Here is a 25,950-nt window from a genome sequence, read left to right on the forward strand (position 1 = left end):
ATATCCAATCGCGACACACCCCTACCGCTCGGGGCTCGCCCGCTCGAACTGGCGGAGCAGCTTGTTGCCGCGCTCGACGGCGGAATCGAGCGCTGATTGCGCGCTCTTTTGGCCGGCGAAGGCCTGCTCGAGCTCGTCCTCGATCACGCCGCGGATCAGGACGAAGGAGCCGAGCCGGATGCCCTTGGAGTTCTCGGTCGGCGGATTGAGCGTGATCTGCTCGAACGAGATCGCCGAGCCGGGATTGCGCTCGTAGAAGCCTTGCGCGCGCGTCAGCTCGAAGGCGGCGCGGGTCACCGGCAGATAGCCGGTGTTCTGGTGCCAGGCGGCCTGCACGCCGGGCTGGGACAGATAGGCGAAGAAGCGCGCCACGCCCTTGTATTCCTCGCGCGGACGGTCGCGCAGCACCCACAGCGTGGCGCCGCCGATGATCGAGTTCTGCGGCGCGCCCTTCACGTCGGGCCAATAGGGCACCATGCCGTAGCCGATCTCGAACTTCGAATTGGCCTTGATGTCGGCGCGCGTCGCCGAGGAGCCGATGAAGATGCCGCACTCGCCCTTCTGGAAGCGCGGCTCGGCCGACTGGCCGCGGCCGCTGTAGTCGAACAGCTTGCTCTTCTGCCACTCGCTGAGCGCCGCGACGTGATGCACCAGCGTCGGATTGTTGATGGTCAATTCCGCATCCAGCCCGGCGAAGCCGTTCGCCCGGCTCGCGACCGCGAGGTTATGGAAGGCGGAGAAATTCTCGACATGGATCCAGGACGGCCAGGACGTGGTGAAGCCGCAGGGAGCACCGCGGTCGCGCAGGCGCTTCGCGGCCGCTCCCAATTCCGGCCAGGTCTTCGGCGGCGCCTCGGGATCGAGGCCCGCGTCGCGGAACATGGTCTTGTTGTAATAGAGGATCGGCGTCGAGGAATTGAACGGGAAGGACAATAGATTGCCGGCCGCATCGGTGTAGTAGCCGGAGACCGCGGGCAGGTAATCGCCCAGCGAGAACGGCTCGCCCTGGTCCCGCATCAGGCTGAACACCGGATAGATCGCGCCCTTGGCCGCGGTCATGGTGGCGGTGGCGACCTCGTTGACCTGGACGATGGCGGGCTGGCTGCGCGAGCGGAAGGCGAAGATCGCAGCCGTCACCGTCTCGGTATAATTGCCCTTGTAGACGGGCACGATGCGGTAGCCGGACTGCGAGGCATTGAAGTCGGCGGCGAGCTTTTCCAGCTGCCGGCCGAGTTCGCCGGACATGGCGTGCCACCACGCGATCTCGGTGGCGGCCCGCGCAGGGGCGGCCAATGAGAGGGCCGCAAAGGCGGCGACGAGCTGCAAAAGGCGCAAGGCTGACCTCACGATGGCTCTTCCCGGAACGCACGGCGACAGCCGGCTGCCCTGCTTAAGGCGCGACATAGCCGGTTTCAACCGGGAATGAACGCCGGCCGCGCCGCACAATCGGTCTTGCGGAACCAGGCGGGATGGCCTTCCCTTAACCATCTGCTAGAGCCCCGTTCCGATCGGAACGGGTCTCTAGACCTTAATTTGACGCGTTTTCTTTACGCGAACCGGTATCCACTTCGCTTGAAAACGCTTTAGATTGCATTGAACCTTTTCCTTCCGCCATAGACTCCACCACTGAGGGGTTGAGTGTGCCAGTGTTGAGCCGTGCCGAACTCTCGCGGACCGGGGTGGTCTTCGTTGCGCTTCTGCTTGCCGCAGTCTCGTCGAGCATGTGCGCGACGGGCGCTGTTGCGCGCGAATTTCGCGCCGCCGATACCCAGACCGAGAATTACCCGACCGTCCAGGCGCTGCGCTACATGGGCGCCCTGATCGCCGAGCGCACCGGCGGCCGGCACGAGATCAAGGTGTTCCACTCCCGCCAGCTCGGGGAGGAAAAGGAGACCATCGAGCAGACCCGGGCCGGTGCGATCGACCTCAACCGGACCAACGTGGCGCTGATCGGCAATTTCGTCCCGGCCATGAACGTGCTGGCGATGCCGTTCCTGTTCCGGTCCATCGAGCACATGCAGAAGGTGCTGGACGGACCTGTCGGCAGCGAGATCCTCGGCAGCTTCGAGCCCTACGGCTTCGTCGGGCTCGCCTTCTACGATTCGGGCGCGCGGTCGATCTACAACGGGGTCCGCCCGGTAAAGACCATCGCGGATCTCAAGGGATTGCGGATCCGGGTGCAGCAGTCGGAGTTGATGAGCCAGATGATGCGCGCGCTCGGCGCCGAGCCGGTCGAGCTTCCCTACGGGCAGGTGCTCACCGGGCTTGCCAACCATCTGATCGACGGCGCCGAGAACAATTGGCCATCCTTCGTGACCACGGACCATTACAAGCATGCCGGCTATTACTCGCTGACCGAGCACACGATGAGCCCGGAAGTGCTGGTGATCTCGCTGAAGGCCTGGAAGAGCCTGTCGGCAGAGGAGCAGACAATCTTCAAGGAGGCCGCGCAGCGCTCCAGCCGGTTCATGCGCGAGAAGTGGCGCGACCTCGAGGACCAGTCGCAGCGCAAGGCGCAGGAAGCCGGCGTGACCATCGTCAAGGACATCGACCGCAAGCCGTTCGAGGAGGCAATGGCCGCAATCTATGCCAAGGCCGAACGCGACCCCGCGGCGGCCGCGCTGATCGAACGCATTCGCAAGGTGGAGTGAGGCCTGTTGGCTGCGCTTGGACATAGCGAACACGCGGACAAGCCGCCCGGCCCGATCGGGCAGCTGCGCGCGCGCATCGTCGGCCTGCTGCGGGCGGTGCCGATCCGCTGGCGCATCCTGTCGATCGCCGCGCTGAACTCCGCCGTGGTCGTGGTGCTGGTGGCGATGATCTGGAACGGCGCGCAGGTGCTCGGTTCGGCCTGGGACGACGTGCGCCAGGTGCGCGAGTCCGACCGGATCCTGGCGCTGCTCGAAAGCGAGACCGGACGGCTGCAGAACCTGATCCACCGCTACATCAACCAGCCGAGCCCGGACCTGTTCGCCGAGATCCTGTTGCTGCGCGAGGCGGTGCTGGGCACGCTGACGGGTCGCGCCGCCAAGGACCCGATGCTGTCGGGCTCGGTCGAGGAGCTGGAGCGCACCACCGACCGCTTCCTCAACGGCTTCGGCGAGCTGCGCAGCGTGCAGGCCACGATCGCCAAGACTTATGAAGAGCAGGTGCAGGGCCCGGCCAGGGACATGGCCGGGCTCTACTCCATCATCGAGGGCGCCACCGGCCATCGCGACGCGCTGATCTGGCCCTCGCTCGGCAAATCCCGCGAGGCCTTCACCGCGATGCTGGTCGCGGCCAATTCCTATTATCTGTCGCAGTCCTCGGGCGCCGCCGACGACGCACGCCGCAACACCGAGACGATCGAGCGGACCATCCCGGTCATGATCGATCTCGCCGACAACGACCTGCAGAGGATGGCGCTGCAGCGGCTCGGCGCCCGCACCGCCGCGCTGCGCGAGGGCTTTGCAAAGCTCTCCGAGCAGCTTGCGAGCCGCACCGAGCTCCTGCGCAACACCATCGACGCCAGCCAGGCCGAGGCGATCGGCGCCATCGACGACCTCTCGACCAAGATGCGCCAGCGCGAGCAGAAGGCGCAGGAGACGTTCGACCGCACGCTGGCGGACATCTCACGGCGCGTGCTGTCGATCGCGGTGATCTTCCTCGGCATCATCCTCACCGCGGGCGTCTTGATCGCGCTGTCGATCCGCCTGCCGCTGCAGCAGATCATGACGGCGATGCGCGCGATCACGCTCGGCGATCTCGACCGCGAGGTGCAGGGCACCAAGGCGCGCGACGAGGTCGGCGCCATGGCGCGCGCGGTGGAGGTGTTCCGCGAGAACGCGATCGCCAAGCGCCGGACCGAGGACGAGCTGCGCGCCTCGAAGGAGAAGGCCGAGAGCGCCCTGCTCGAGCTCAACGCCGCGCAGCAGAACCTGATCGACGCCGAGCGGCTGGCCGCGCTCGGCGGCCTGGTTGCCGGCGTCGCGCACGAGGTCAACAACCCGATCGGCATCAGCCTGACGGTGGCGTCGAGCTTTGCCCGGCGCACCGAAATCTTCGAAGCCCAGCTCAAGGGCGACGGCGGCCTGCGCCGCTCGCAGCTGGAGGAGTTCGTGCAATCCTCGCGCGACGCCTCGCAGCAGCTCGTCGCCAATCTCCAGCGCGCCGGCGAGCTGATCCAGTCGTTCAAGCAGGTCGCGGTCGACCGTTCCCATGCCGAGCGGCGGCAGTTCTCCCTGAGCGAAGCCACCGATCAGATCATCGCCAGCCTCAAGCCCGTGCTGAAGCGCTCGCCGATCACGCTGGAGGTCGACGTGCCCGAGGGGCTGCTGCTCGACGGCTATCCCGGCTCCTACGGCCAGATCCTGACCAACCTCTTCCTCAACGCCGCCAACCACGCCTTCGCCGACGGCCGCGCCGGCCGGATCGCGATCTCGGCGCGGCCGCGCGGGACCGAGGACATCGAGATCAGCTTCTCCGACGACGGGGCCGGCATGACCCCCGACGTGCAGCGCCAGGCCTTTGACCCTTTCTTTACCACCCGGCGCAATGAAGGCGGTACGGGACTTGGCCTTCATATCGTCTATAACCTCGTCACCCAGCAGCTCGGCGGCCGCATGATGCTGGAATCCAAGCTGGGACAAGGCACTACTTTTCGCATTATCATGCCCCGCGTCGCCAAGGGCGGCGCGCAAAGCACAGAAAGTGACGGATCTTCTCAATGGCCGAACAGGACGATGTCCTCCACCTGATCGACGATACCGGTACCGCGTCGGAGGATAGCAACGCCCGGAAATGGAAGATCGCCGTCATCGATGACGATCCGGCCGTGCATGACGGCACGCGTTTTGCGCTGTCGGACTACAGCCTGAACGGCCAGAGCCTGGAGATCCTGTCGGCCTATTCCGCGGCGGAAGGCCGCAAGCTGATGGCCGAGCACCGCGACGTCGCCGCCGTGCTGCTCGACGTCATCATGGAGACCGACGTCGCCGGCCTCGAGCTGGTCGAGTTCATCCGCAACGAGATCCGGAACGAAACCGTGCGCATCATCCTGCGCACCGGCCAGCCCGGCCAGGCGCCGGAGCGGCGCGTGATCGTGCAGTACGACATCAACGACTACAAGGCCAAGACCGAGCTCACCGCCGACAAGCTGTTCACCTCGCTGACCGCGGCGCTGCGCTCCTATCAGCAGCTCGAGCGCATGGTGCAGACGCGGCGCGGGCTGGAGATCATCATCGACGCCGCATCCACGCTGTACGACTTCAAGTCGATGCAGCGGCTCGCCGAGGGCGTCCTGACCCAGCTCGCTTCGCTGCTCAACGTCGATTGCGCCGGCATCCTCGTGCTGCGCGACAATGGCGGCAACGATCCCGAGCTCTCCGTGCTCGCCGGCAGCGGCTGCTACAGCCGCTTCATCGGCACCACGTCGTCGAAGGCGCTCGACCCCGAGCTGCGCGAGATGGTGGAGGCCGCGTTCCAGCGCCGCAAGAACGAGTTCGCCGACCACCGCAGCGTGATCTATTTGCGCACCGGATCGGGGCGCGAGGTCGTGGTGCTGCTCCAGGCCGAGCGCGAATTGTCGGAGACCGACCGTTCGCTGGTCGAGATCTTCTCGAGCCGGCTCTCGATCGCCTTCGACAACGTCATCCTCTATCAGCAGCTCCAGGACGCCAACACCCAGCTGGAGGACCGCGTCGCCCAGCGCACCCGCGCGCTGATGCAGGCCAACCGCCGGCTCTCGGCGCAATGGCTGCGCCTGCAGCGCGCCAACGGCTTCAAGAACGAGATTCTGGGCACCGTCGCGCACGACCTGAAGAACCCGCTCGGCGTCATTCTCGGCCGCACCGAGATGCTGAAGGAGCTGATCTCGACCGGCGCCTCGGAAAGCGGCGTGGTCGCCCAGGTCGACCACATCCGCGACGCCACCAAGCGCCTGACCACGATGGTCGATCATTTGATCTCGGATGCGATGGCGGATGCCTTTGACATCACCATCCGCCGCGAGCCGGTCGACGTCGCCGCCCTGGTCAAGGAGGTCGCCGAGGCCAACCAGCCGCTCGCCGTCAACAAGCAGCAGGCGATCAGCGTCACGGCGCCGGCCAACATCGTCACCATGTGCGACACCGACCGCATCCGCGAGGCGATCGACAATCTCATCAGCAACGCCATCAAATACTCGCCGATCGGCGGCAGGATCGAGGTGGCCGTCGTGCACGAAGGCAGCGACACCATGGTCCGTGTCAGCGACGAGGGCGCCGGCCTGTCGCCGGAGGATCTCGGCCGCCTGTTCGGCCGGTTCCAGCGGCTGTCGGCCAAACCGACCGCCGGCGAGAGCTCGACGGGACTTGGTCTGTCCATCGTCAAGCGTATCATCGACATGCACGGCGGCGAGGTGACCGCCGAAAGCGAGGGCCCCGGCAAGGGCTCGACCTTCACCATCACCCTCCCCGCGACCGAAATACCATGATGCAAAGACCATGACTCAAAGCCAGCACATCATGATTGTCGACGACGAGGCCCCGGCCCGGGAGATGGTCGGCGATTACCTCAAGATGCACGGCTTCACCGTGACGCTGTGCGACGGCGGCAAATCCTTGCGCGCCGCGATCCAGGGCAGCATGCCCGATCTCGTCGTGCTCGACCTCAACATGCCCGAGGAAGACGGGCTCTCGATCATCCGCGACCTCAAGAGCCGCATCAACGTGCCCGTGATCATGCTGACCGCGACGGCGAGCCCGATCGACCGCGTCGTCGGCCTCGAGCTCGGCGCCGACGATTACGTCGCAAAGCCCTGCGAGCTGCGCGAATTGATGGCGCGCATCCGCTCGGTGCTGCGGCGGAGCGGGCCGGCCAAGGTGGCGGACGCGCCGGCGGCGAAGTCGGACAAGGAGCAGCTGGTGCGCTTCGGCACCAAATGGCTCGATCTCGAAGCGCAGGCCTTGCGCGACGACGAGGGCAACGAGCATCCGCTGACGGCGTCCGAGTTCGGGCTCTTGAAGGTGTTCGCGGCCAACCCGAAGCGCGTGCTGTCGCGCGAGCGCCTGCTCGAGCTTGCCAACGCCCGCGATGCCGAAGCCTTCGACCGCGCGGTCGATCTGCGCATCATGCGCATCCGCCGCAAGATCGAGCCCGACCCGGCCAAGCCCGCCGTGATCCGCACCATCCGCGGCGGCGGCTATCTGTTCTCGCCGCAGGGCGAGAAGGCGTAAGGGCGAGCGGCCTCCACATCGTCATTGCGAGCGCAGCGAAGCAATCCAGAATCCCTCCGCGGAGACAGTCTGGATTGCTTCGCTGCGCTCGCAATGACGGAGCAAGTGGCATCGGCGCCACTCCCCGTCGGGCATTCAGGCCGCAGAGCCAGCGCCCGCAAGATACCCCTTTTGACCCGATCAAGCCCCTGCGACCACGGTGCTGGGCATCGGGCCACCAAACGCAATCCCCCGGGATTCGTTCCTCGGCGCCCCCGTCCGCCCCCGAATCCCCACCCCCGTATTTTCCGTACATTGAAATCACACGGTTTTTTGCCTCGAATGTTTCGTCGCGGCGGTTGCTACGAAACAATTTGACGGCGCACGAAACCATTTTCCGCTTTTCGTGCAGACGTCCCGAAACGTTGGCTGATTAACACTTTGACCCAAGGAAACGCCGCTCGGTTGCGGCGCTACGGGGAGCCAAGTCCATGCCGAACGTCATTGCCATCAACGCCCAAGCCAGCCAGAGCATCATTGCCGCTCAGGCGACCTCGGACGACATGCTCCTCGAAAGCATTGCCGGCGGCAACCGGACGGCCATGCACATCCTTTATTGCCGGCACAATGTGCGAGTGTACCGCTTCATCCTGCGCATCGTGCGCGACGCCACCACGGCGGAAGATCTGGTCAGCCAGGTGTTTCTGGATGTGTGGCGGACCGCCGGCCAGTTCCAGGGCCGCTCGCAGGTGTCCACCTGGCTGCTCTCGATCGCCCGCTTCAAGGCGCTGACCGCGATGCGCCAGCGCCGCTTCGAGGACATCGATCAGGAAGACGTGCGCCAGATTCCTGATGATTGCGACACGCCGGAGACCTCGCTCGACCGCAGCGACACCAGCGCCATCCTGCGCGCCTGCGTGCAGAAGCTGTCGCCGGCGCACCGCGAGATCATCAACCTCGTCTACTACCACGAGAAGTCGGTGGAGGAGGTCGGCCAGATCATCGGCATCCCGCAGAGCACGGTGAAGACGCGGATGTTCTATGCCCGCAAGCAACTCGCCGATTTGCTTAAGGGCGCCGGCGTCGACCGTTTCGCCGCGTAAGCGCAATGATTTCAAGGGGATAGGTCCGCGATATTGACCCTGTCCCCGGACACGGAAGCGTTACCACTGATGAAACAATTGAAACAAACGACAACATCAGGCGGAAAAACTTCCCCTCTATAAAGCTCCCATACGGTTTCGTTAAACCTCCCAAGACCTCCAACGACCCGGACGATGCCCCGTCCGGGTCGTTTTGTATTTGGGCCACCCGTCACGAAGGCGTGACGCTGCGTAACGACCGTCGCATCCATCCCGAACATCCCTCGTGACCACCACCACGAGTGCGCCATGCTCGAACTCCTCTTTGCTCTCCTCGCCGGAATCCTCACCATCGCCGCGCCCTGCACGTTGCCGATGCTGCCGATCCTGCTTGGCGCTTCGATCGGGCACTCCTCGCAACTGCGCCCCGCGATGATCTCGCTCGGCTTCGTCGTCTCGTTCTCGGCCGTCGCGCTGGCGCTCGGCGCGCTCACGCACCTGTTCGATTTCGATCCGAACGTGCTGCGCGAGGCTGCCTCAATTCTGCTGCTCGGCTTCGGCCTGTTGATGCTGTGGCCGGCGCCGTTCGAGTGGCTGTCGATCCGGCTCAATGGCTGGCTCGCTCTCGGCAATTCGAGCAGCGCGCAGCGCGAGGGCGCGCTCGGCGGGCTCATCCTCGGCACCACGCTGGGTCTCGTGTGGACGCCCTGCGCAGGGCCCGTGCTCGGCTCGATCCTGACGCTGGTGGCGACATCGAAGAATCTCGGCTGGGCCGGCACGCTGCTGGTCGCCTATGCCATTGGTGCCGCGATCCCGATGCTCGCGATCGCCTATGGCGGACAGGCCGCGACCACGCGCGTGCGCAGCCTGGCCCGGATCTCGCCGCGGCTGCAGCAGGGCTTTGGCGTGGTCGTGATCGGCTTCGCGGTCGCCGCCTATTTCCAATACGACACGCTGATTGTGGCGTGGCTCACCGGCTTCTACCCCACCGGCCAGATCGGCCTGTGATCACCCTCATCTTCACCGGAGAACTCGCCCATGACTCTCAAGCTGCTCGCAATGTCTGCTGCACTGATCGGCATCACCGTCACCGGCGCCGTCATCCCCGGCATCTGCGACGAGGCCGCGCGTGCCGCGCCTGTCGTCACCGCCGCCGCGAACCAGCAGGCCGCGCCCGACTTCGCCGGCATCACCAACTGGTTCAACTCGAAGCCGCTGAGCATCGCCGATCTCCGCGGCAAGGTCGTGCTGGTCGACTTCTGGACCTATGGCTGCGTCAACTGCGTCAACACGCTGCCGCACGTCACCGAACTCTACGCCAAGTACAGGGATCGGGGTCTGGTCGTGGTCGGCGTGCACACGCCGGAATTCCCGTTCGAGCGCTCGGCCGCCAACGTGCAGGCCGCGCTGAAGCGCCACGGCATCACCTATCCGGTGGCGCAGGACAACGAGTCCAAGACCTGGAACGCCTATCGCAACCAATATTGGCCGGCGCAATACATCGTCGACCAGAGCGGCAAGATCGTGTTCCAGCATGCCGGCGAAGGCCGCTATGACGAGATCGATCGCACGGTGGCCAGGCTGCTGAACGCGAGCAGCTGACGCCGCGGGGGCCATCGCGCGGCGGGCTGCAATTGTCGCCCTTGTTGCTTGACTCCACGGAGCCGTCCGTGGAGTTTCGCAGCCGACGCAATCAGCCGCCCGCAATGGACGCGACCGCCAGCACCGACATCCGCCTTCGTGAAGGGTCCTCGATCGCACAGCGGCTGGTCGTGGCCGGCTCGGCGGCGGCCGTCGCGCTCTGCTTTACGCCGGGACTGTTCACGCAGGACGTCCTGGAAATCCTGATATCGGCGGTCGCGCTGCTGGTGGGAGCCGGATTCGTCGTCGGCATCATGATGGCGCCGGCGGTGGTGTGGATCATCACGCCGGACGAGATCCTGATCGGCCGGCAGCGGCCGTTCGGAAAGCTCCAGACGCGCCTCGTCGGGAAGGACGAGATCACCGCGCTACAGGTCCCCGGCAGCAAGAGGGTGAAGGCCCGTTTCCAACTCGTCTTCACGCTTGCCTCGGGCGAGCGCCTGACCTCGCCGCCGATTCCCGATGTCACCCATGTCCGGGGCACCGTGGCGTGGATCGCGGCGCATTTCGACGTTCCCAATGTCGAGGCGCCGAGCAACCCGCTCGATGCCAGCAATCCCGAGATGCATCTCGGCGAGCCGCTCGAGGCGTTTTCGGCGCGGGACATCCGGATCGTCGCACTGATCGCGGTGGCTCTGTCCGCGGTCCCCTATGCCTATAAGCTGTGGCGCGGCCTGTCCCCCAGCCATGTCGATATCCTGCTGCTGCCGCTGGGCGCGATCGCGGCATTCGCGGTCTATCGCTATGCGAACCTCGCCACCGGCGCATTCTGGGTCATCGGAGCGAACGATATTCGCGTCGAGCGCCTGTGGGGCGACGGCAGCTTGCGGGCCGACCATATCGCCGGGCCCGACGTCAAGTCGATCACGGTCGAGCGCCGCGGCCGCTCCGAGGACGAGCATTGCATCGTGGTGATCCGGCTGCATTCGGGCCGACGGTTTCGCAGCCCCCGCATCGGCTCGCGGCCCGAGGCCCGCGCCGTGGCGACGGAGATCGTGCGGCGGCTCGGCATCGCGGCGGAGAGCAACCGGATTTAGCTTGCGCCTCGTGCCCACTGTCGGCGCTGATCTCACCGCGGGTTCGGTCTGTGCCTCTCCCGCTTGCGGGAGAGGTCGCGCCGAAGGCGCGGGTGAGGGTTCTCTCCCCTGGAAATGTCCCGTTGTGGAAGCACCCTCTCCCCAACCCTCCCCCGCAAGCGCGGGAGGGAGCTCACCTCCCGAGCGGCAACACCTATGCTTTTCGCGCCATCCCCTGTTCGTGGCATTGCGCTGGGCCCGTCAAAAAACCAAAGCATTCTCGTGACATGCCAGGACGGCGCGCCATCAACTTGCCATGAACTTGCCCCTCAGGTTTGATGGTTCCGAATGATTTGCGCTGTGGCAGCGGGGAGAGCTTGATATGACGGATTTTCGTCGCCTGACCGGGATTTTCGTGACTGCGATGGGACTGGTCCTGTCCACGCCGCACGCCTTCGCCCAGCAGCCGGACCGCGGCGACGAGCCGGGCCTGATCGCGGACGATGCCTACCAGCTCGAGCCGGAATGGCAGAAGCAGGTGGTGTACTTCCGAACCACGGAAGCGCCCGGCACCATCATCGTCGCGACCGCCGAGCGCCACCTCTACCTGGTGCAGCCGGGCGGGCGCGCCATCCGCTACGGGATCGGCGTCGGCCGCGACGGTTTTCAGTGGCAGGGACTGGTGACCATCACCAACAAGAAGGAATGGCCGGACTGGACGCCGCCGCCGGAGATGATCCAGCGCCAGCCCTATCTGCCGCGCTTCATGGCCGGCGGCCCCGGCAATCCGCTGGGCGCCCGCGCCATGTATCTGGGCACCACGGTCTATCGTATCCACGGCACCAACCGCCCTGATACGATCGGCACCAAGGTGTCCTCAGGCTGCTTCCGTCTCGTCAACAACGACGTCGCCGATCTCTACGATCGCGTGCCTGTCGGCACCAAGGTCGTGATCCGGCAGAAGCCCGAGCTCTGAAGGCTCTTAGATTCGAGCATGATCCCTCGGGATCATGCTCCATCCCCTCCTCCGCTTCCTATTCCGATACTTTCGAGAGAGAGACATCATGCGCACTTTTCGTGGCGGCCTGCTGATCGGGCTCGCGGTCGCCGTGCTGGTCGGCGTCCTCGCCATCATCTATGAATTCTACGACACCCGCACCCTGAAGCGCACCGTGCGCCGCGGCGAAGTGCTGTGCGGCGTCAACAAGGGCCTGCCGGGCTTCTCGTATTCGGAAGACAATAAGAACTGGAGCGGCTTCGACGTCGATTTCTGCCGCGCGGTGGCTGCTGCGATCTTCAACGATCCCGGCAAGGCGAAGATGATTCCGCTCGACGCCAGCGAGCGCTTCAGGGAATTGCAGAGCCGGAAGATCGACATCCTGTCGCGCAACACCACCTGGAGCATGGCGCGCGAACTCGAGTATGACCTCTATTTCCCTGCCATCGCTTATTACGACGGCGCCGGCTTCATGCTGCCGCGCTCGCGCAACAAGGAGACGTCGCTGGATCTGACCGGCAGCAAAGTCTGCGTGCAGGCCAACACCACGACGGCGCTCAACGTCGCCGACTACTTCCGCGTCAACAACATGAAGTATGAAGAGGTGAAGTTCGACAACCTCGCCGACGTGGTCAAGGCCTACGACACCGGAAAGTGCGACACGTTCTCCGCCGACGTTTCTCAGCTCTATGCTCTGCGGCTGAACCTGACGAAGCCCGGCGACCACATGATCCTGCCGGACATGATCTCCAAGGAGCCGCTCGCCCCCGTCGTGCGCCAGCGCGACGACGACTGGATGATGATCGTGAAGTGGACGCTGTACGCCATGATCAACGCCGAGGAGCTCGGCGTGTCCTCGGAGAACATCGACGAGGCCCTGAAGTCGAAGAAGCCGGAAGTGATGCGCCTCGTCGGCACCGATGGCAATTACGGCGAGCAGCTCGGCCTCACCAAGGACTGGGCCGCGCGCATCATCCGCCACGTCGGCAATTACGGCGAGATGTATGATCGCAACATCGGCGAGAAGTCGAAACTGAAGATCCCGCGCGGCATGAACCAGCTGTGGAACGCAGGCGGCGTGCAATACGCGCCGCCGATGCGGTAAGGCGGTCTAACCACCGTCATTGCGAGGAGCGCAGCGACGAAGCAATCCAGACTGTCTCCACGGCAAGATTCTGGATTGTTTCGCTGCGCTCGCAATGACGAGATTGGGGCAAGCGCTCTCTACACTCTCAACTGTCATCGCCCGGCTCGACCGGGCGATCCAGTATGCCAGAGACTTCAAACGTATGCGGAAAGGCCGCGGCGTACTGGGTCGCCCGGTCAAGCCGGGCGACGACACCGAGGGTGTGGCGCGCCTCGCGCCCCAACCCCGCCTCAATACCCCCGCGACCGTGCCAGCTGCTCGGTGTGGTAGTTCGCGTCGCCGAACAGCTCCTCGCAGACCCGCGCGCGCTTCATGAAGAAGCCGATGTCGAACTGGTCGGTCATGCCCATGCCGCCGTGCATCTGCACGCCTTCCTGCACCGCGCGCGTGGCGGTGGTGCCTGCGCGCGCCTTGGCGACGGCGACGGCCGGCGTGGCCTTGGCGACGTCGGCGTCCAGCGCCTGCAGCGCCTTCATGGTGGCGGCGCGGGTGATCTCGATATCGATATAGAGTTCGGCGGCGCGATGCTGCAGCGCCTGGAATTCGCCGATCAGCTTGCCGAATTGTTTGCGGCTCTTCAGATACTCGACGGTGCGGTTGAACACTTCATCGCTGAGGCCGACCATTTCGGCGGCGACCGCGCCGCGGCCGATATCGAGCACGCCATCGAGCAGGCCGGCCGCCTGGTCGACCTCGCCGAGCACGCTGTCGGCATCGACCTCGACATTGGCGAATTCGATCCGCGCCGCATTGTGCGCATCGACCATGATGGTGCGCTCGACCGCAACGCCCTTGGCTTTGGGATTGACCAGGAACAGCGTCAGGCCCTCGCGCTCGCCGGCGGCGCCCGCAGTGCGGGCAGCGACGATGAGGAGATCGGCGACATGGCCGTCGACCACCAGCGCCTTGGCACCCGACAGCTTGAAGCCGTTGCCGGCGCGCACGGCCTTAAGGCTGGTCTGCAGCGGGCGATGCTTGGCGCCCTCGTCGATCGCCAGCGTCGCGAGCAGCGAGCCGCTCGCGATCTCCGACAAATATTCCGATTTTTGCGCGGCATTGCCGCCGCGGGACAGCACTGATGCCGCCACCACTGACGTCGCGAGGAAGGGCGATGGCATCAAGGTGCGGCCGATCTCCTCCATGATAATTCCGGCCTCGACGAAACCGAGACCGCTGCCGCCGAACTCTTCCGGCACCAGCAAGCCGGCGAAACCCATCTCGGCGAAGGAATGCCACAGCTCCTTGGAGAAACCGGTGGGGTCCTTGCTGTCGCGCAGGTGCCGCAGGTGCGACACCGGCGCCTTGTCGCTGATCAGCCCGCGAGCGGAGTCGCGGAGCATGGATTGTTCTTCAGTGAGGACGAGGGCCATGGGCGTGTTTCCGATTCGTAATCTATTTGGTAGTTCGTCATTCCGGGATGGCCCGAAGGGCCAGGCCCGGAATCCATCGAGCGGCAGAGTTGGTGGATAGATGGATTCCGGGCTCGCGACTTCGTCGCGCCCCGGAATGACGGAAAGCCTTACGCCCCCGGCAGATCCAGGATGCGCTTGGCGACGATGCCGAGCATGACCTCGCTCGTGCCGCCCTCGATCGAATTGGCTTTGGTGCGCAGCCAGGCGCGCGGGCGGGCGCCCTGCCTGGAGCGCTCGCTTTCCCATTCCAGCGCATCGACGCCGCCGGCCGACATCAGGATCTCGTGGCGGCGCTTATTCAGCTCGGTGCCGTAATATTTCATCGCCGAGGAGAACGCCGGATGCGCCTGCCCCGCCTTGGCGAGATCGACCGCGCGCTCGGCGCAGGCAGCCAGCGCGGCCTCATCGACGTCGAAGCTGGCGATCTGGCCGCGCAGCATCGCATCGTCCAGCCTGCCTTGCCCATCGGTGCCGACCGAGTCGGCTGCGATCTGGCCGAGCGGCCGGCCGACGCCGCGCTCGCCCATCCCTGAGATCATCGCGCGCTCGTGCTGGAGTAGATATTTCGCAACGTCCCAGCCGCGGTTGATGGTGCCGACCACATGCGACTTCGGCACCCGGACATTGTCGAAGAAGGTCTCGCAGAACGGCGAATAGCCGGAGATCAAGAGGATCGGCTTGGTCGAGACGCCCTTTGAGGCCATGTCGAACAGGATGAAGCTGATGCCGTCATGCTTCTTCGCGGTCGGGTCGGTGCGGACCAGGCAGAAGATCCAGTCGGCGTAGTTGGCGTAGGACGTCCAGATCTTCGAACCCGTGATGACGAAGTCGTCGCCGTCGCTCTCGGCGCGGGTCTGGAGCGAGGCGAGATCGGAGCCGGCGTTCGGCTCGGAATAGCCCTGGCACCAGCGGATCTCGCCGGCCGCGATCTTCGGCAGGTGCTCCTTCTTCTGGGCGTCGTTGCCGTATTTGAGCAGCGCCGGCCCGAGCATCCAGATGCCGAAGCTCGACAGCGGAGGCCGCGCGCCGATCCGCGCCATCTCGGCGCGCAGCACCTTGTGCTCGGCCGCGCTGAGGCCCCCGCCGCCATACTCCCTAGGCCAGTCGGGCACGGTCCAGCCCTTGTCGCGCATGCGCTCGAACCAGATGCGCTGCGGCTCGGAGGAGAATTTTGCGTTGCGTCCGCCCCAGAACACGTCGGCGTCCGAGGTTGCGGGCTTGCGCATCTCCGGCGGGCAATTGGCTTCCAGCCAGGCGCGTGTCTCGGTGCGGAATGTGTCGAGATCGGCGGCTTCAGTATCGCTGGCTTTGAGATCGCTCATGATCGTTTCCATCACCCAAAATTCGAATTGTTGTCACCGAGTCTGGGCCAAGCCCCCGCGGAATTCAACCACTTATCGGTTATAGTCGCCGCTGCGGCGAGCCTTGAAAACAAAGAGGAAACGACAATGCGCCTAAAGCTTCTTTCGCCTGGCGAAATGAACGAGAGCCAGCGGCAGACCTATGACGAGTCGATCGCCGGCAAGCGCGGCAAGCCGCCGGCGCCGATGATGGCCTGGCTGAACAGCCCCGAGATGGCGCGACATGCCACGCGGCTCGGCGAGGTGCTGCGCTTCGACACGATCTTCCCGGCGAAGCTCTCGGAGATCGCGATCCTGGTGACGGCGCGGCACTGGACCGCGCATTACGAATGGTATGCGCACAAGCGCCTGGCGCTTGCCGGCGGCATGAAGCCTGAGATCATCGCGGCGATCCGCGACCGCCGCACGCCCGACTTCGACGATCCCGAGGGGAAGATGATCTACGATCTCGCGAAGTCGCTGCATGAGGGCCACGGCGTCGAGAAGGGCCTCTACGACGAGGCGGTGAAGCTGCTCGGCGAACGCGGCGTGGTCGAGGTGATCGGGCTGTGCGGCTATTACACGCTGGTGTCGATGACGCTGAACACGTTCGAGTTCGGCCTGCCCGAGGGCGAGGTGTCGGAGCTGGCATAGTTTCCCATTCGGAAACGATGGGTTTCGCGTTTGGCCGTAGCACCGGCTCGGGGCCGGGCTTACGTGTATGTTTTCGATGGAGCATTCACATGTCGCAAAGCCCGACCATTCCTGCCGGCACCAGGATCGGCCATGTCCACCTCAAGGTCGCCGACCTCGATCGTGCGCTCGGCTTCTATTGCGGCGTGCTCGGCTTCGAGCTGATGCAGCGGATGGGCTCGGGCGCGGCCTTCATCTCGGCCGGCGGCTATCATCACCACATCGGGCTCAACACCTGGGAGAGCAAGGGCGGCTCGCCGCCACCGCCAGGCACGACCGGGCTCTATCACACCGCGATCCTGTTTCCGACGCGGCCTGCGCTGGCGGATGCGCTGCATCGGGTGCTCACGGCCGGCATTGCGCTCGATGGCGCCAGCGACCACGGCGTCAGCGAGGCGCTTTACCTGCGCGACCCCGACCAGAACGGCGTGGAGCTGTATTGGGACAAGCCGCGGGAGCAATGGCCGTTCGGGCCTGACGGGAAGCTCGCGATGGTCACCAAGCGGCTGGATGTCGAAGCGCTGCTGAGGCAGCGGCAGGGGTGAAATGCCTAGAGCGGAATGGCTTTAGGTTGAATCGATTGCCACGGACTCGGTGCAACCTCTCCCGCTTGCGGGAGAGGTCGGCGCGTCCGGGCGATGCGAAGCATCGTCCCGCGCGCCGGGTGAGGGCTTTCTCCTCTTGGGGATTGTCCCATTGCGGAAGCACCCTCTCCCCAACCCTCTCCCGCAAGCGGGAGAGGGAGCGCACCTCCGTCATTGCGCGATCAAGCCTCATTTCGTCGCGCTGATGGGCACGGCGCGACGTGCGCCGTTGCCCACCCTGCATGCGCCGAGCGATCAGCGCCCGGCGTCCATGTCGCCCGCCTCGCGCTGGCCGCTGAGCCAGAGCGCAAGCAGGGTCCAGAATGCGCCGGACAACAGATACGCACCCGAGGCGATGACGCCGAGATTGGTGGCGAGCAGCAGCGCGACCAGCGGGGCGAAGCCGGCGCCGAACAGCCAGGCCATGTCGGAGGTCAGCGCTGACGCCGTGTAGCGGTACATCTGCCTGAAGTTCGAGGCGATCGCACCCGACGACTGGCCAAAGGAGAGTCCGAGCAGGATGAAGCCGATCACCATGTAGATGGTCTCGCCGAACGCACCGGCGTCGAGCAGTTGCGGCGCGAAGCCGCTGTAGACCGCGATCGCGATCGCCGATCCCATCAAGAGCGACTTGCGGCCGACGCGGTCGGCGATGATGCCGGAGGCCACGATCGCGGCGACGCCGAACACCGCGGCGACGATCTCGATGATCAAGAAGCGCACCGGGCTTTCGCGGGTGAACAGGAACACCCAGGACAGCGGAAACACCGTGACCATGTGGAACAGCGCAAAGCTCGCCAGCGGCGCGAAGGCCCCCAGCATGATGTTCTGGCCTTCGCGCGCAACCGTCTCCGAGATGCGCGCGGGCTGCAATTCGCGGCTCTCGAACAGCGAGGCGTATTCTTCCGTCGTCACCATGCGCAGGCGCGCGAACAGCGCCACGACGTTGATGGCAAAGGCAACGAAGAACGGATAGCGCCAGCCCCAGTCGAAGAAATCATCGGCCGAGAGCAGACCGGCAAAATAGGCGAACAGCGCGCTCGCCACGATCAGCCCGAGCGGCGCCCCGAGCTGCGGCACCATCGCGTACCAGCCGCGCTGGGAGGCCGGCGCATTCAGCGCCAGCAGCGAAGCCATGCCGTCCCAGGCGCCGCCCCAGGCCAGACCCTGCGCGATGCGCGCCAGCGCCAGCAGCCAGATCGCAGCGACGCCGATCTCGTGATAGCCGGGCAGGAATGCGAGCGCGACGGTGGCGGTGCCGAGCAGGAACAGCGCCGACACCAGCTTGGCCGTCTTGCCGTATTCCCGGTCGATGGTCATGAAAATGACGGTGCCGATCGGACGGGCCATGAAGGCCAGCGCGAACACCATGAATGAATAAAGCGTGCCGGTCAGCTCGCTCGCGAGCGGGAACACCAGGCGCGGAAACACGATCACCGAGGCGATCGCGAAGACGAAGAAGTCGAAGAATTCCGAGGTGCGGCCGATGATGACGCCGATGGCGATCTCGCCGGGACTGGCCTGGTCGTGGCCGTGCTCGCCCGTGTGGAGGTCTGCCATTGCGGGGGTCTGTGCCGTCGCCATTCGTGCGCCCTTAACGTCCTGAAAACCAAAGCCGACCGCCCGGCGGGACGCCAGGCAATCTGCCCCTGTCTGACCCAAGCTCCCGCACTGCAACATTGGACAAATTGTCCAATGTCCGGATTGTTGCGCCGCAGCTACCCGTTGGCCCCGCAAAGGAAACTCATTCTCATAAGGCTCGGCCCGTGTCTCGTCTCAAGATCCTGGCGCTACTACCTCTGGCTGCCGCGCTCAGCGGCTGCGACTACGTCGTGCTGGCGCCAGCCGGCGATATCGCCGCGCAGCAGCGCGACCTCGTCATCATCTCCACCGTCCTGATGCTCCTGATCGTCGTGCCCGTGATGGCGCTGACGGTGCTGTTCGCCTGGCGCTACCGCCAGTCCAACACCGAGGCCCGCTACGAGCCGGACTGGGATCACTCGACCAAGCTCGAGCTGGTGATCTGGTCGGCGCCGCTCTTGATCATCGTTTGCCTCGGCGCGCTGACCTGGATGGGCACGCATCTGCTCGACCCCTATCGCACGCTCGGCCGCATTCATGCCGAGCGCGCCGTGGACCAGTCCAAGGCCCCGCTCGAGGTCGACGTGGTCGCGCTCGACTGGAAGTGGCTCTTCATCTATCCGGACCACGGCATCGCCACGGTCAACGAGCTCGCAGCTCCGGTCGACCGCCCGATCACCTTCCGCATCACCGCGTCCTCGGTGATGAACTCGTTCTACATCCCCGCGCTCGCCGGCCAGATCTACGCGATGCCGGGCATGGAGACCAAGCTCCACGCCGTCGTCAATCACGCCGGCACCTACAAGGGCTTTTCGGCGAACTATAGCGGCGCCGGCTTCTCCGGCATGCACTTCAACTTTAGGGGACTCGACGACAAGGGCTTTGACGCCTGGATCGCGAGCGCCAAGTCCGCCGGCGGCTCGCTCGGCCGCGCCGAATATCTCCAGCTGGAGAAGCCCAGCCAGAACGAGCCGGTGCGGCGCTGGGGCACCGTCGATGCCGATCTCTACCGCCTGATCCTCAACATGTGCGTCGAGACCGGCAAGATGTGCCAGAGCGAGATGATGGCGATCGACGCCAAGGGCGGCAACGGCCATCAGGGCCTGAACAACACGCTGCCGCTCACCTACGACAAGTATGCCCGCCGCGGCGCCCCGCTCGGGCCCGAGCCGAGTTTCGTCGCCGGCACCTGCACGCCGGATGCGCCGCAGGGCAAGACCACCGCGTCGATCACGGCGCCCGTGGACACCGCGCCGTTGCTCGGCGCCGGCCTGAAGCGGCCGACCTTCACGCCGCTGAAGTCCTCGTCCTTCTTCCTCGGACAGCGTCCGAAGTCTGATTCCTAAAGAGAACGCGCATGTCTCCTGATCTTCTCAAGCTCATCTTCGGCCGGCTCGGCCTCGAATCGCTGCCGCTGCACGAGCCGATCGTCGTCGGCACCTTCGTGGTGGTGGCGCTCGGCGGCGCGGCACTGCTCGGCGGCCTCACCTATTTCCGCCTCTGGGGCTATCTCTGGCGCGAATGGTTCACCACGGTGGACCACAAGCGCATCGGCATCATGTACATGATCCTCGGCATCGTGATGCTGCTGCGCGGCTTTGCCGACGCGCTGATGATGCGCGGCCAGCAGATGCTCGCCTTTGGCGGCTCCGAGGGCTATCTCAACGCCCATCACTACGACCAGGTCTTCACCGCCCACGGCGTGATCATGATCTTCTTCGTGGCGATGCCGCTGGTCACGGGCTTGATGAACTACGTCGTGCCGCTGCAGATCGGCGCGCGCGACGTCTCGTTCCCGTTCCTGAACAATTTCAGCTTCTGGATGACGGTCGGCGGCGCGGTGCTGGTGATGGCCTCGCTGTTCATCGGCGAATTCGCCCGCACCGGCTGGCTGGCTTATCCGCCGCTTTCGAACATCGGCTACAGTCCCGACGTCGGTGTCGACTATTACATCTGGGCGCTGCAGGTCGCCGGCGTCGGCACGACGCTATCAGGCATCAACCTGATCTGCACCATCGTCAAGCTGCGCTGCCCCGGCATGACCATGATGAAGATGCCGGTGTTCACCTGGACCTCGCTCTGCACCAACGTGCTGATCGTCGCCTCCTTCCCGGTGCTGACCGTGGTGCTCGCGCTGCTGTCGCTCGACCGCTATGTCGGCACCAACTTCTTCACCAACGATTTCGGCGGCAGCCCGATGATGTACGTGAACCTGATCTGGATCTGGGGCCACCCCGAGGTCTACATCCTGGTTCTCCCGGCGTTCGGCATCTTCTCCGAGGTCACCTCGACCTTCTCGGGCAAGCGGCTGTTCGGCTACACCTCGATGGTCTACGCCACCGTCGTCATCACCATCCTGTCGTACCTGGTGTGGCTCCACCACTTCTTCACGATGGGCTCGGGCGCCAGCGTCAACTCGTTCTTCGGCATCACCACGATGATCATCTCGATCCCGACGGGCGCGAAGATGTTCAACTGGCTGTTCACGATGTATCGCGGCCGCATCCGCTACGAACTGCCGATGATGTGGACCATCGCCTTCATGCTGACCTTCGTGATCGGCGGCATGACCGGCGTGCTGCTCGCGGTGCCGCCGGCCGACTTCGTGCTGCACAACAGCCTGTTCCTGATCGCGCACTTCCACAACGTGATCATCGGCGGCGTGGTGTTCGGCGCGTTCGCCGGCATCAATTACTGGTTCCCGAAGGCGTTCGGCTTCAAGCTCGATCCGTTCTGGGGCAAGATGTCGTTCTGGTTCTGGGTCAGCGGCTTCTACCTGGCCTTCATGCCGCTCTACGTGCTCGGCCTGATGGGCGTGACCCGTCGCCTGCGCGTGTTCGACGATCCGTCCTTGCAGATCTGGTTCGTCATCGCCGCGATCGGTGCCGTGTTCGTCTTCATCGGCATTCTCTCGATGCTGATGCAGTTTGCGGTCAGCCTGCTCAAGCGCGAGCAGCTCAAGGACGTCACCGGCGATCCCTGGGATGCCCGCACGCTGGAATGGGCGACCTCCTCGCCGCCGCCGGACTACAACTTCGCCTTCACCCCGGTCGTTCACGACAATGACGCGTGGTGGGACATGAAGCGGCGCGGCTACCAGCGTCCGCTCACCGGGTTCAGGCCGATCCACATGCCCAGCAGCACCGGCACCGGCGTCATTCTCGCCGGCCTCGCCACCGCGATGGGATTCGGCCTGATCTGGTACATCTGGTGGCTGGCGGCTGTGAGCTTCATCGCGATGCTCGCCGTCGGGATCGGCCACACCTTCAACTATCACCGCGACTTCGACATTCCGGCTGAGGACGTCATCCGGACCGAGGACGCGCGCACCAAACTGCTCGCCGGAGCCAAGTAAATGACCGTTGCCGTCAATCCCTCGCAGACCGGCGAGCCGGTCTTCTACCTCGCCGACGAGCATCCGCATCCGGAAGGCTGGAGCACGTCGCTCGGCTTCTGGATCTACCTGATGAGCGACTGTCTCATCTTCGCGATCCTGTTCGCCACCTTCGGCGTGCTCGGCGGCAATTACGCCGCCGGCCCCGCGCCGAGGGACCTGTTCGACCTGAACCTGGTCGCGGTGAACACCTCGATGCTGCTGCTGTCGTCGATCACCTACGGCTTTGCGATGCTGACCATGCAACAGAACAAGGTCGCGCAGACGCAAGTTTGGCTCGCGATCACCGGTCTGTTCGGGGCCGCGTTCATCGGCATCGAGCTCTTCGAGTTCGCCCACATGATCCACGAGGGCGCCACGCCGCAGCGCAGCGCCTTCCTCTCCGCCTTCTTCACCCTGGTCGGCACCCACGGCCTGCACGTCACCTGCGGCCTGATCTGGCTGGTGACGCTGATGGTGCAGGTCGGAAAGTTCGGCCTGATCGAGGCCAACCGCCGCCGCCTGATGTGCCTGTCGATGTTCTGGCACTTCCTCGACGTGGTCTGGATCGGCGTCTTCACCTTCGTCTATCTCCTGGGAGTTCTGCGATGAACACCGATACCCACGCAGCCGGCGCGCACGACCATCACCACGAGGGCGGCCACGCCCACAGCACGTTCTCGGGCTACATGCTCGGCTTCGTGCTCTCGGTCGTGCTCACCGCGATCCCGTTCTGGCTGGTGATGAGCGGCGTGCTGCCGAGCAAGCAGATCACCGCGCTGGTGATCATGGCCTTCGCGGTCGTGCAGATCGTCGTGCACATGGTCTACTTCCTGCACATGAACACGACGTCCGAGAACGGCTGGACCATGATGGCGCTGATATTCACCATCGTGATGGTGGTGATCGCACTGTCGGGTTCGCTGTGGGTGATGAGCCACCTCAACAGCAACATGATGCCCATCCACCAGATGAGCGGCATGAAGTGAACGATATCGGGACCGTGACGGGCAAGGACGTAGATGCGCGCAGCGAGGCTGCGCGGTCCCCGTCCTTGTGGCTCACGGTCCTCTCGCTCGTCGCTTTTGTGCTTCTGATCGCGCTCGGCGTCTGGCAGGTCGAGCGCCGCGCCTGGAAGCTGGCGCTGATCGACCGGGTCGAGCAGCGCGTCCACGCGCCGGCGCAGCCGATCCCCTCGCCCGCGGCGTGGCCCGCCGTCAGTGCCGCAAGCGACGAATACAGGCACGTCAGCCTCAGCGGGCGCTTTCTGCAGGACGGCGAGACACTGGTTCAGGCCGTCACCGAGGAAGGCCCCGGCTATTGGGTGCTGACGCCGCTTCAGCGCGACGACGGCACGCTGGTGCTGATCAACCGCGGCTTCGTGCCGTCCGAGCGGCGCGACGCATCGACGCGCCGGGACGGCAATCCCGAAGGTCGGGTGGAGATCACCGGCCTCCTGCGCATCACCGAGCCGAGGGGCGGCTTTCTCCGGAATAACGTGCCCCAGCACAACCGCTGGTACTCGCGGGACGTCGCCGCCATCGCGGCGGCACGCGGCCTTCGCGAGGTCGCGCCCTTCTTCGTGGATGCCGACGCCGGATCACAAATTGCCGGCGGCCCAATCGGCGGATTGACCGTGATCCGCTTTCCCAATAACCACCTGATCTACGCGCTGACGTGGTTTGCCCTGGCTTTCATGCTGGCCGGCAGACTCTTCGTCACATTCGGCGGCGGGCTGTTCCGCCGCAGGCGCTTCGTCCACGACAAGGCCGGCGGCTCGGATGCCGTCGCCCGCAGGACGGGATCAGATGCTGGAACGATCGTCGAGCCGACCTGACGACGGGAAAACGCTTTCCCAGACGCTTGGGCGTAGCGGGCAAGCCGTCACGCTGCAATCGCAGGCCGACGCGCGCAGCGAGCTGATCGGCACCACGCCGACCGACGACGAGACCAACCGCAAGAACATGGCGCTGCTGATCCAGCTGCGCTGGACCGCGGTGGTCGGCCAGATCGTGACCATCGGCGCCGTGCATTTCGGCCTGGGCATCCCCCTGCCGCTGGAGCGGATGGGCGCGGTGATCGGCGCGCTGGTGCTGCTCAACGTCTCCAGCCTGGTCTGGGTGCGCCATCGCGCCGCGATCACCAACAACGAGCTGTTGGTCGCCTTGATGCTGGACGTCGCCGCGCTGACCGCGCAGCTCTATCTCTCCGGCGGCGCCACCAATCCCTTCACCTCGCTGTTCCTGCTCCAGGTGACACTCGGCGCGGTGCTGCTCGATGCCCGCTCGACCTGGTCGCTGGTGGCGCTGACCTGCGCGAGCTTCGTCTGGCTGACCCTGGCCTACCGGCCGCTCGATCTGCCACCCAATCCATTGAGCGAGACCTATACGCTCACGGTGCTCGGCATGCTCCTGGGCTTCGTGCTCAACGCCGTCCTGCTCGTCGTGTTCGTCACCCGCATCAACCGAAATTTGCGCGAGCGCGACGCCCATCTGGCGGCGCTGCGCCAGCATGCCGCCGAGCAGGACCATATCGTGCGCATGGGCCTGCTCGCCTCCGGCGCGGCCCATGAGCTCGGCACGCCGCTCGCCTCGCTCTCGGTGATCCTCAGCGATTGGCGCCGCATGCCGGATCTTGCCGCCGATCAGGAGCTTGCCGAGGACCTCGCTGAAATGGAGACGTCGCTGCAGCGCTGCAAGTCGATCGTCACCGGGATCCTGGTGTCGGCGGGCGAAGCGCGCGGTGAAGGCTCCTCGCCGACGACGGTGACGGCCTTCGTCACGGCGCTGGTCGATGAATGGCGCAATGCGCGCTCGGCCCGCACGCTCTACTTCGTCAACACCTTCGGCGAGGACGTCGCGATCGTCTCGGACGTCGCGCTGAAGCAGGTCATCTTCAACGTGCTCGACAACGCCTATGAGGTCTCGCGCGAATGGGTCGAGCTCGTCGCCGAGCGCGAGGGCGACAATCTCGTGCTGTCGATCTCCGACCGCGGCCCGGGCTTTGCGCCGGAGATGCTGGCGCAGCTGGGCAAGCCCTACCAGTCGAGCAAGGGCCGCGCCGGCGGCGGGCTCGGCCTGTTCCTGGTGGTGAACGTCGTGCGAAAATTGGGGGGCACCGTGACCGCCGAGAACCACAGGAAGCGCGGTGCCACCGTGCGCCTCACGCTGCCGCTTGCAACATTGGCGATCGGAGGGAATTTTGACGCCTGACCGTTCGCTCATCGTCGTCGAGGACGATGCGGGCTTTGCGCGCACGCTGAAGCGCTCGTTCGAGCGCCGCGGCTACGAGGTCGTGCTCGCCGCCTCGATCGAGGAGGTGCGCCAGGTGCTGGAGGAGCGCTCCTTCGGTCATGCCGTGGTCGACCTCAAGCTCGGCGGCGCCTCGGGCCTCGCCTGCGTCGAGCTCCTGCACACGCACGATCCCGACATGCTGATCGTGGTGCTGACCGGCTTTGCCAGCATCTCCACCGCCGTCGAGGCGATCAAGCTGGGCGCCTGCCACTATCTGGCAAAGCCGTCGAACACCGACGACATCGAGGCCGCCTTCCACAAGGCCGAAGGCAACGCCGAGGTCGCGCTCGATACGCGGCCGACTTCGATCAAGACGCTGGAATGGGAACGCATCCACCAGACCTTGATCGAGACCGAGTTCAACATCTCGGAGGCGGCCCGCCGGCTGGGCATGCACCGGCGGACGCTGGCGAGGAAGCTCGAGAAGCGCCCGGTGAAGTAGGCGGGCTATCGGATTTGAGAGCATTCCCTGCGGCTATCCTTCGAGACGCCCGCTTTAGGCGGGCTCCTCAGGATGAGGACGGAGTGCGTGGCTGCAGTTTCAACGAGCACTGAAGCTGACTAGCCTCATCCTGAGGAGGCGCGTAAGCGCCGTCTCGAAGGACGAGGCGTGCACACC

Annotated in this window: 23 protein-coding genes; 19 read left to right on the plus strand and 4 right to left on the minus strand. The window is 65.3% G+C overall.

Annotation, left to right across the window (positions count from 1 at the left end; translation table 11 throughout):
- Window positions 1–21: 21 nt before the first annotated feature.
- Entirely contained in the window at window positions 22–1,404 is a 1,383-nt protein-coding gene (gene ugpB, locus ACNJYD_RS37215; RefSeq protein WP_439364881.1) for a sn-glycerol-3-phosphate ABC transporter substrate-binding protein UgpB, read from the minus strand.
- Between the two features lie 236 nt (window positions 1,405–1,640).
- Between ugpB and ACNJYD_RS37220 the strand changes: the two genes are divergently transcribed.
- The 10 genes from ACNJYD_RS37220 (at window position 1,641) to ACNJYD_RS37265 (ending at window position 13,013) form a co-directional block, all read left to right on the plus strand.
- The gene (locus ACNJYD_RS37220) at window positions 1,641–2,651 is read left to right on the plus strand and encodes a TRAP transporter substrate-binding protein (protein ID WP_212255976.1); all 1,011 of its coding nucleotides are present in this window, start codon (window positions 1,641–1,643) and stop codon (window positions 2,649–2,651) included.
- Between the two features lie 6 nt (window positions 2,652–2,657).
- Window positions 2,658–4,736, plus strand: coding sequence for a sensor histidine kinase (locus ACNJYD_RS37225; RefSeq protein WP_210268314.1), 2,079 nt, complete (start codon window positions 2,658–2,660; stop codon window positions 4,734–4,736).
- Window positions 4,706–6,451, plus strand: coding sequence for an ATP-binding response regulator (locus ACNJYD_RS37230; protein ID WP_439364882.1), 1,746 nt, complete (start codon window positions 4,706–4,708; stop codon window positions 6,449–6,451). The genes ACNJYD_RS37225 and ACNJYD_RS37230 overlap by 31 nt, the downstream gene beginning before the upstream one ends.
- 10 nt (window positions 6,452–6,461) lie before the next feature.
- Entirely contained in the window at window positions 6,462–7,193 is a 732-nt protein-coding gene (locus ACNJYD_RS37235) for a response regulator (protein ID WP_439364883.1), read from the plus strand.
- A 470-nt stretch (window positions 7,194–7,663) separates the two neighbouring features.
- A complete protein-coding gene (locus ACNJYD_RS37240; protein WP_172786185.1) occupies window positions 7,664–8,275 on the plus strand; it encodes a sigma-70 family RNA polymerase sigma factor in 612 nt (203 codons plus the stop codon).
- Window positions 8,276–8,563: 288 nt separating this feature from the next.
- A complete protein-coding gene (locus tag ACNJYD_RS37245; RefSeq protein WP_439364884.1) occupies window positions 8,564–9,262 on the plus strand; it encodes a cytochrome c biogenesis CcdA family protein in 699 nt (232 codons plus the stop codon).
- A gap of 30 nt (window positions 9,263–9,292) precedes the next feature.
- Complete coding sequence (locus ACNJYD_RS37250) at window positions 9,293–9,856, plus strand: redoxin domain-containing protein (RefSeq protein WP_439364885.1); 564 nt, start codon at window positions 9,293–9,295, stop codon at window positions 9,854–9,856.
- A gap of 104 nt (window positions 9,857–9,960) precedes the next feature.
- Window positions 9,961–10,932: a hypothetical protein gene (locus ACNJYD_RS37255; protein WP_439367556.1), complete on the plus strand. Its 972-nt coding sequence runs from the start codon at window positions 9,961–9,963 to the stop codon at window positions 10,930–10,932.
- A 361-nt stretch (window positions 10,933–11,293) separates the two neighbouring features.
- Window positions 11,294–11,887 carry a L,D-transpeptidase gene (locus ACNJYD_RS37260; protein ID WP_439364886.1) on the plus strand — a complete coding sequence of 198 codons (594 nt, stop codon included), beginning with the start codon at window positions 11,294–11,296 and terminating at the stop codon, window positions 11,885–11,887.
- Window positions 11,888–11,975: 88 nt separating this feature from the next.
- On the plus strand, window positions 11,976–13,013 hold the full coding sequence (locus ACNJYD_RS37265; RefSeq protein WP_172786190.1) for an amino acid ABC transporter substrate-binding protein: 1,038 nt from the start codon (window positions 11,976–11,978) through the stop codon (window positions 13,011–13,013).
- A gap of 272 nt (window positions 13,014–13,285) precedes the next feature.
- On the opposite strand, the gene ACNJYD_RS37270 is transcribed toward ACNJYD_RS37265, so the two are convergent.
- Together ACNJYD_RS37270 and ACNJYD_RS37275 are read right to left on the minus strand one after the other, a co-directional pair.
- Complete coding sequence (locus tag ACNJYD_RS37270) at window positions 13,286–14,425, minus strand: acyl-CoA dehydrogenase family protein (protein WP_260381266.1); 1,140 nt, start codon at window positions 14,423–14,425, stop codon at window positions 13,286–13,288.
- Window positions 14,426–14,574: 149 nt separating this feature from the next.
- Entirely contained in the window at window positions 14,575–15,789 is a 1,215-nt protein-coding gene (locus tag ACNJYD_RS37275) for an acyl-CoA dehydrogenase family protein (RefSeq protein ID WP_439364887.1), read from the minus strand.
- A gap of 126 nt (window positions 15,790–15,915) precedes the next feature.
- On the opposite strand from ACNJYD_RS37275, the gene ACNJYD_RS37280 reads away from it, so the two are divergent.
- Both ACNJYD_RS37280 and ACNJYD_RS37285 read left to right on the plus strand, forming a co-directional pair.
- Window positions 15,916–16,461, plus strand: a complete 546-nt coding sequence (locus tag ACNJYD_RS37280; protein ID WP_439364888.1) for a carboxymuconolactone decarboxylase family protein — start codon at window positions 15,916–15,918, stop codon at window positions 16,459–16,461.
- An 89-nt stretch (window positions 16,462–16,550) separates the two neighbouring features.
- Window positions 16,551–17,045 carry a VOC family protein gene (locus ACNJYD_RS37285; RefSeq protein WP_172786194.1) on the plus strand — a complete coding sequence of 165 codons (495 nt, stop codon included), beginning with the start codon at window positions 16,551–16,553 and terminating at the stop codon, window positions 17,043–17,045.
- A 294-nt stretch (window positions 17,046–17,339) separates the two neighbouring features.
- On the opposite strand, the gene ACNJYD_RS37290 is transcribed toward ACNJYD_RS37285, so the two are convergent.
- Window positions 17,340–18,668: an MFS transporter gene (locus ACNJYD_RS37290; protein ID WP_439364889.1), complete on the minus strand. Its 1,329-nt coding sequence runs from the start codon at window positions 18,666–18,668 to the stop codon at window positions 17,340–17,342.
- 182 nt (window positions 18,669–18,850) lie between these two features.
- Between ACNJYD_RS37290 and cyoA the strand changes: the two genes are divergently transcribed.
- From cyoA to ACNJYD_RS37325, 7 genes are read left to right on the plus strand one after another with little or no spacing between them, the layout of a single operon-like run.
- Complete coding sequence (gene cyoA, locus ACNJYD_RS37295; protein ID WP_439364890.1) at window positions 18,851–20,011, plus strand: ubiquinol oxidase subunit II; 1,161 nt, start codon at window positions 18,851–18,853, stop codon at window positions 20,009–20,011.
- 11 nt (window positions 20,012–20,022) lie between these two features.
- A complete protein-coding gene (gene cyoB, locus ACNJYD_RS37300; protein WP_439364891.1) occupies window positions 20,023–22,020 on the plus strand; it encodes a cytochrome o ubiquinol oxidase subunit I in 1,998 nt (665 codons plus the stop codon).
- A complete protein-coding gene (cyoC, locus tag ACNJYD_RS37305; RefSeq protein ID WP_439364892.1) occupies window positions 22,021–22,650 on the plus strand; it encodes a cytochrome o ubiquinol oxidase subunit III in 630 nt (209 codons plus the stop codon). It begins immediately after the preceding gene.
- Window positions 22,647–23,027, plus strand: coding sequence for a cytochrome o ubiquinol oxidase subunit IV (cyoD, locus tag ACNJYD_RS37310; RefSeq protein WP_172786199.1), 381 nt, complete (start codon window positions 22,647–22,649; stop codon window positions 23,025–23,027). The genes cyoC and cyoD overlap by 4 nt, the downstream gene beginning before the upstream one ends.
- Window positions 23,024–23,875: an SURF1 family protein gene (locus ACNJYD_RS37315; protein WP_439364893.1), complete on the plus strand. Its 852-nt coding sequence runs from the start codon at window positions 23,024–23,026 to the stop codon at window positions 23,873–23,875. Before cyoD ends, ACNJYD_RS37315 begins: the two co-directional genes overlap by 4 nt.
- Window positions 23,847–25,250, plus strand: coding sequence for an ATP-binding protein (locus tag ACNJYD_RS37320; RefSeq protein WP_439364894.1), 1,404 nt, complete (start codon window positions 23,847–23,849; stop codon window positions 25,248–25,250). The genes ACNJYD_RS37315 and ACNJYD_RS37320 overlap by 29 nt, the downstream gene beginning before the upstream one ends.
- Entirely contained in the window at window positions 25,240–25,773 is a 534-nt protein-coding gene (locus tag ACNJYD_RS37325) for a response regulator transcription factor (RefSeq protein ID WP_025033366.1), read from the plus strand. The genes ACNJYD_RS37320 and ACNJYD_RS37325 overlap by 11 nt, the downstream gene beginning before the upstream one ends.
- Window positions 25,774–25,950 lie beyond the last annotated feature (177 nt).

The organism is Bradyrhizobium sp. SPXBL-02, from assembly GCF_051853065.1.
In the GTDB taxonomy this organism is placed as follows: Bacteria; Pseudomonadota; Alphaproteobacteria; order Rhizobiales; family Xanthobacteraceae; genus Bradyrhizobium.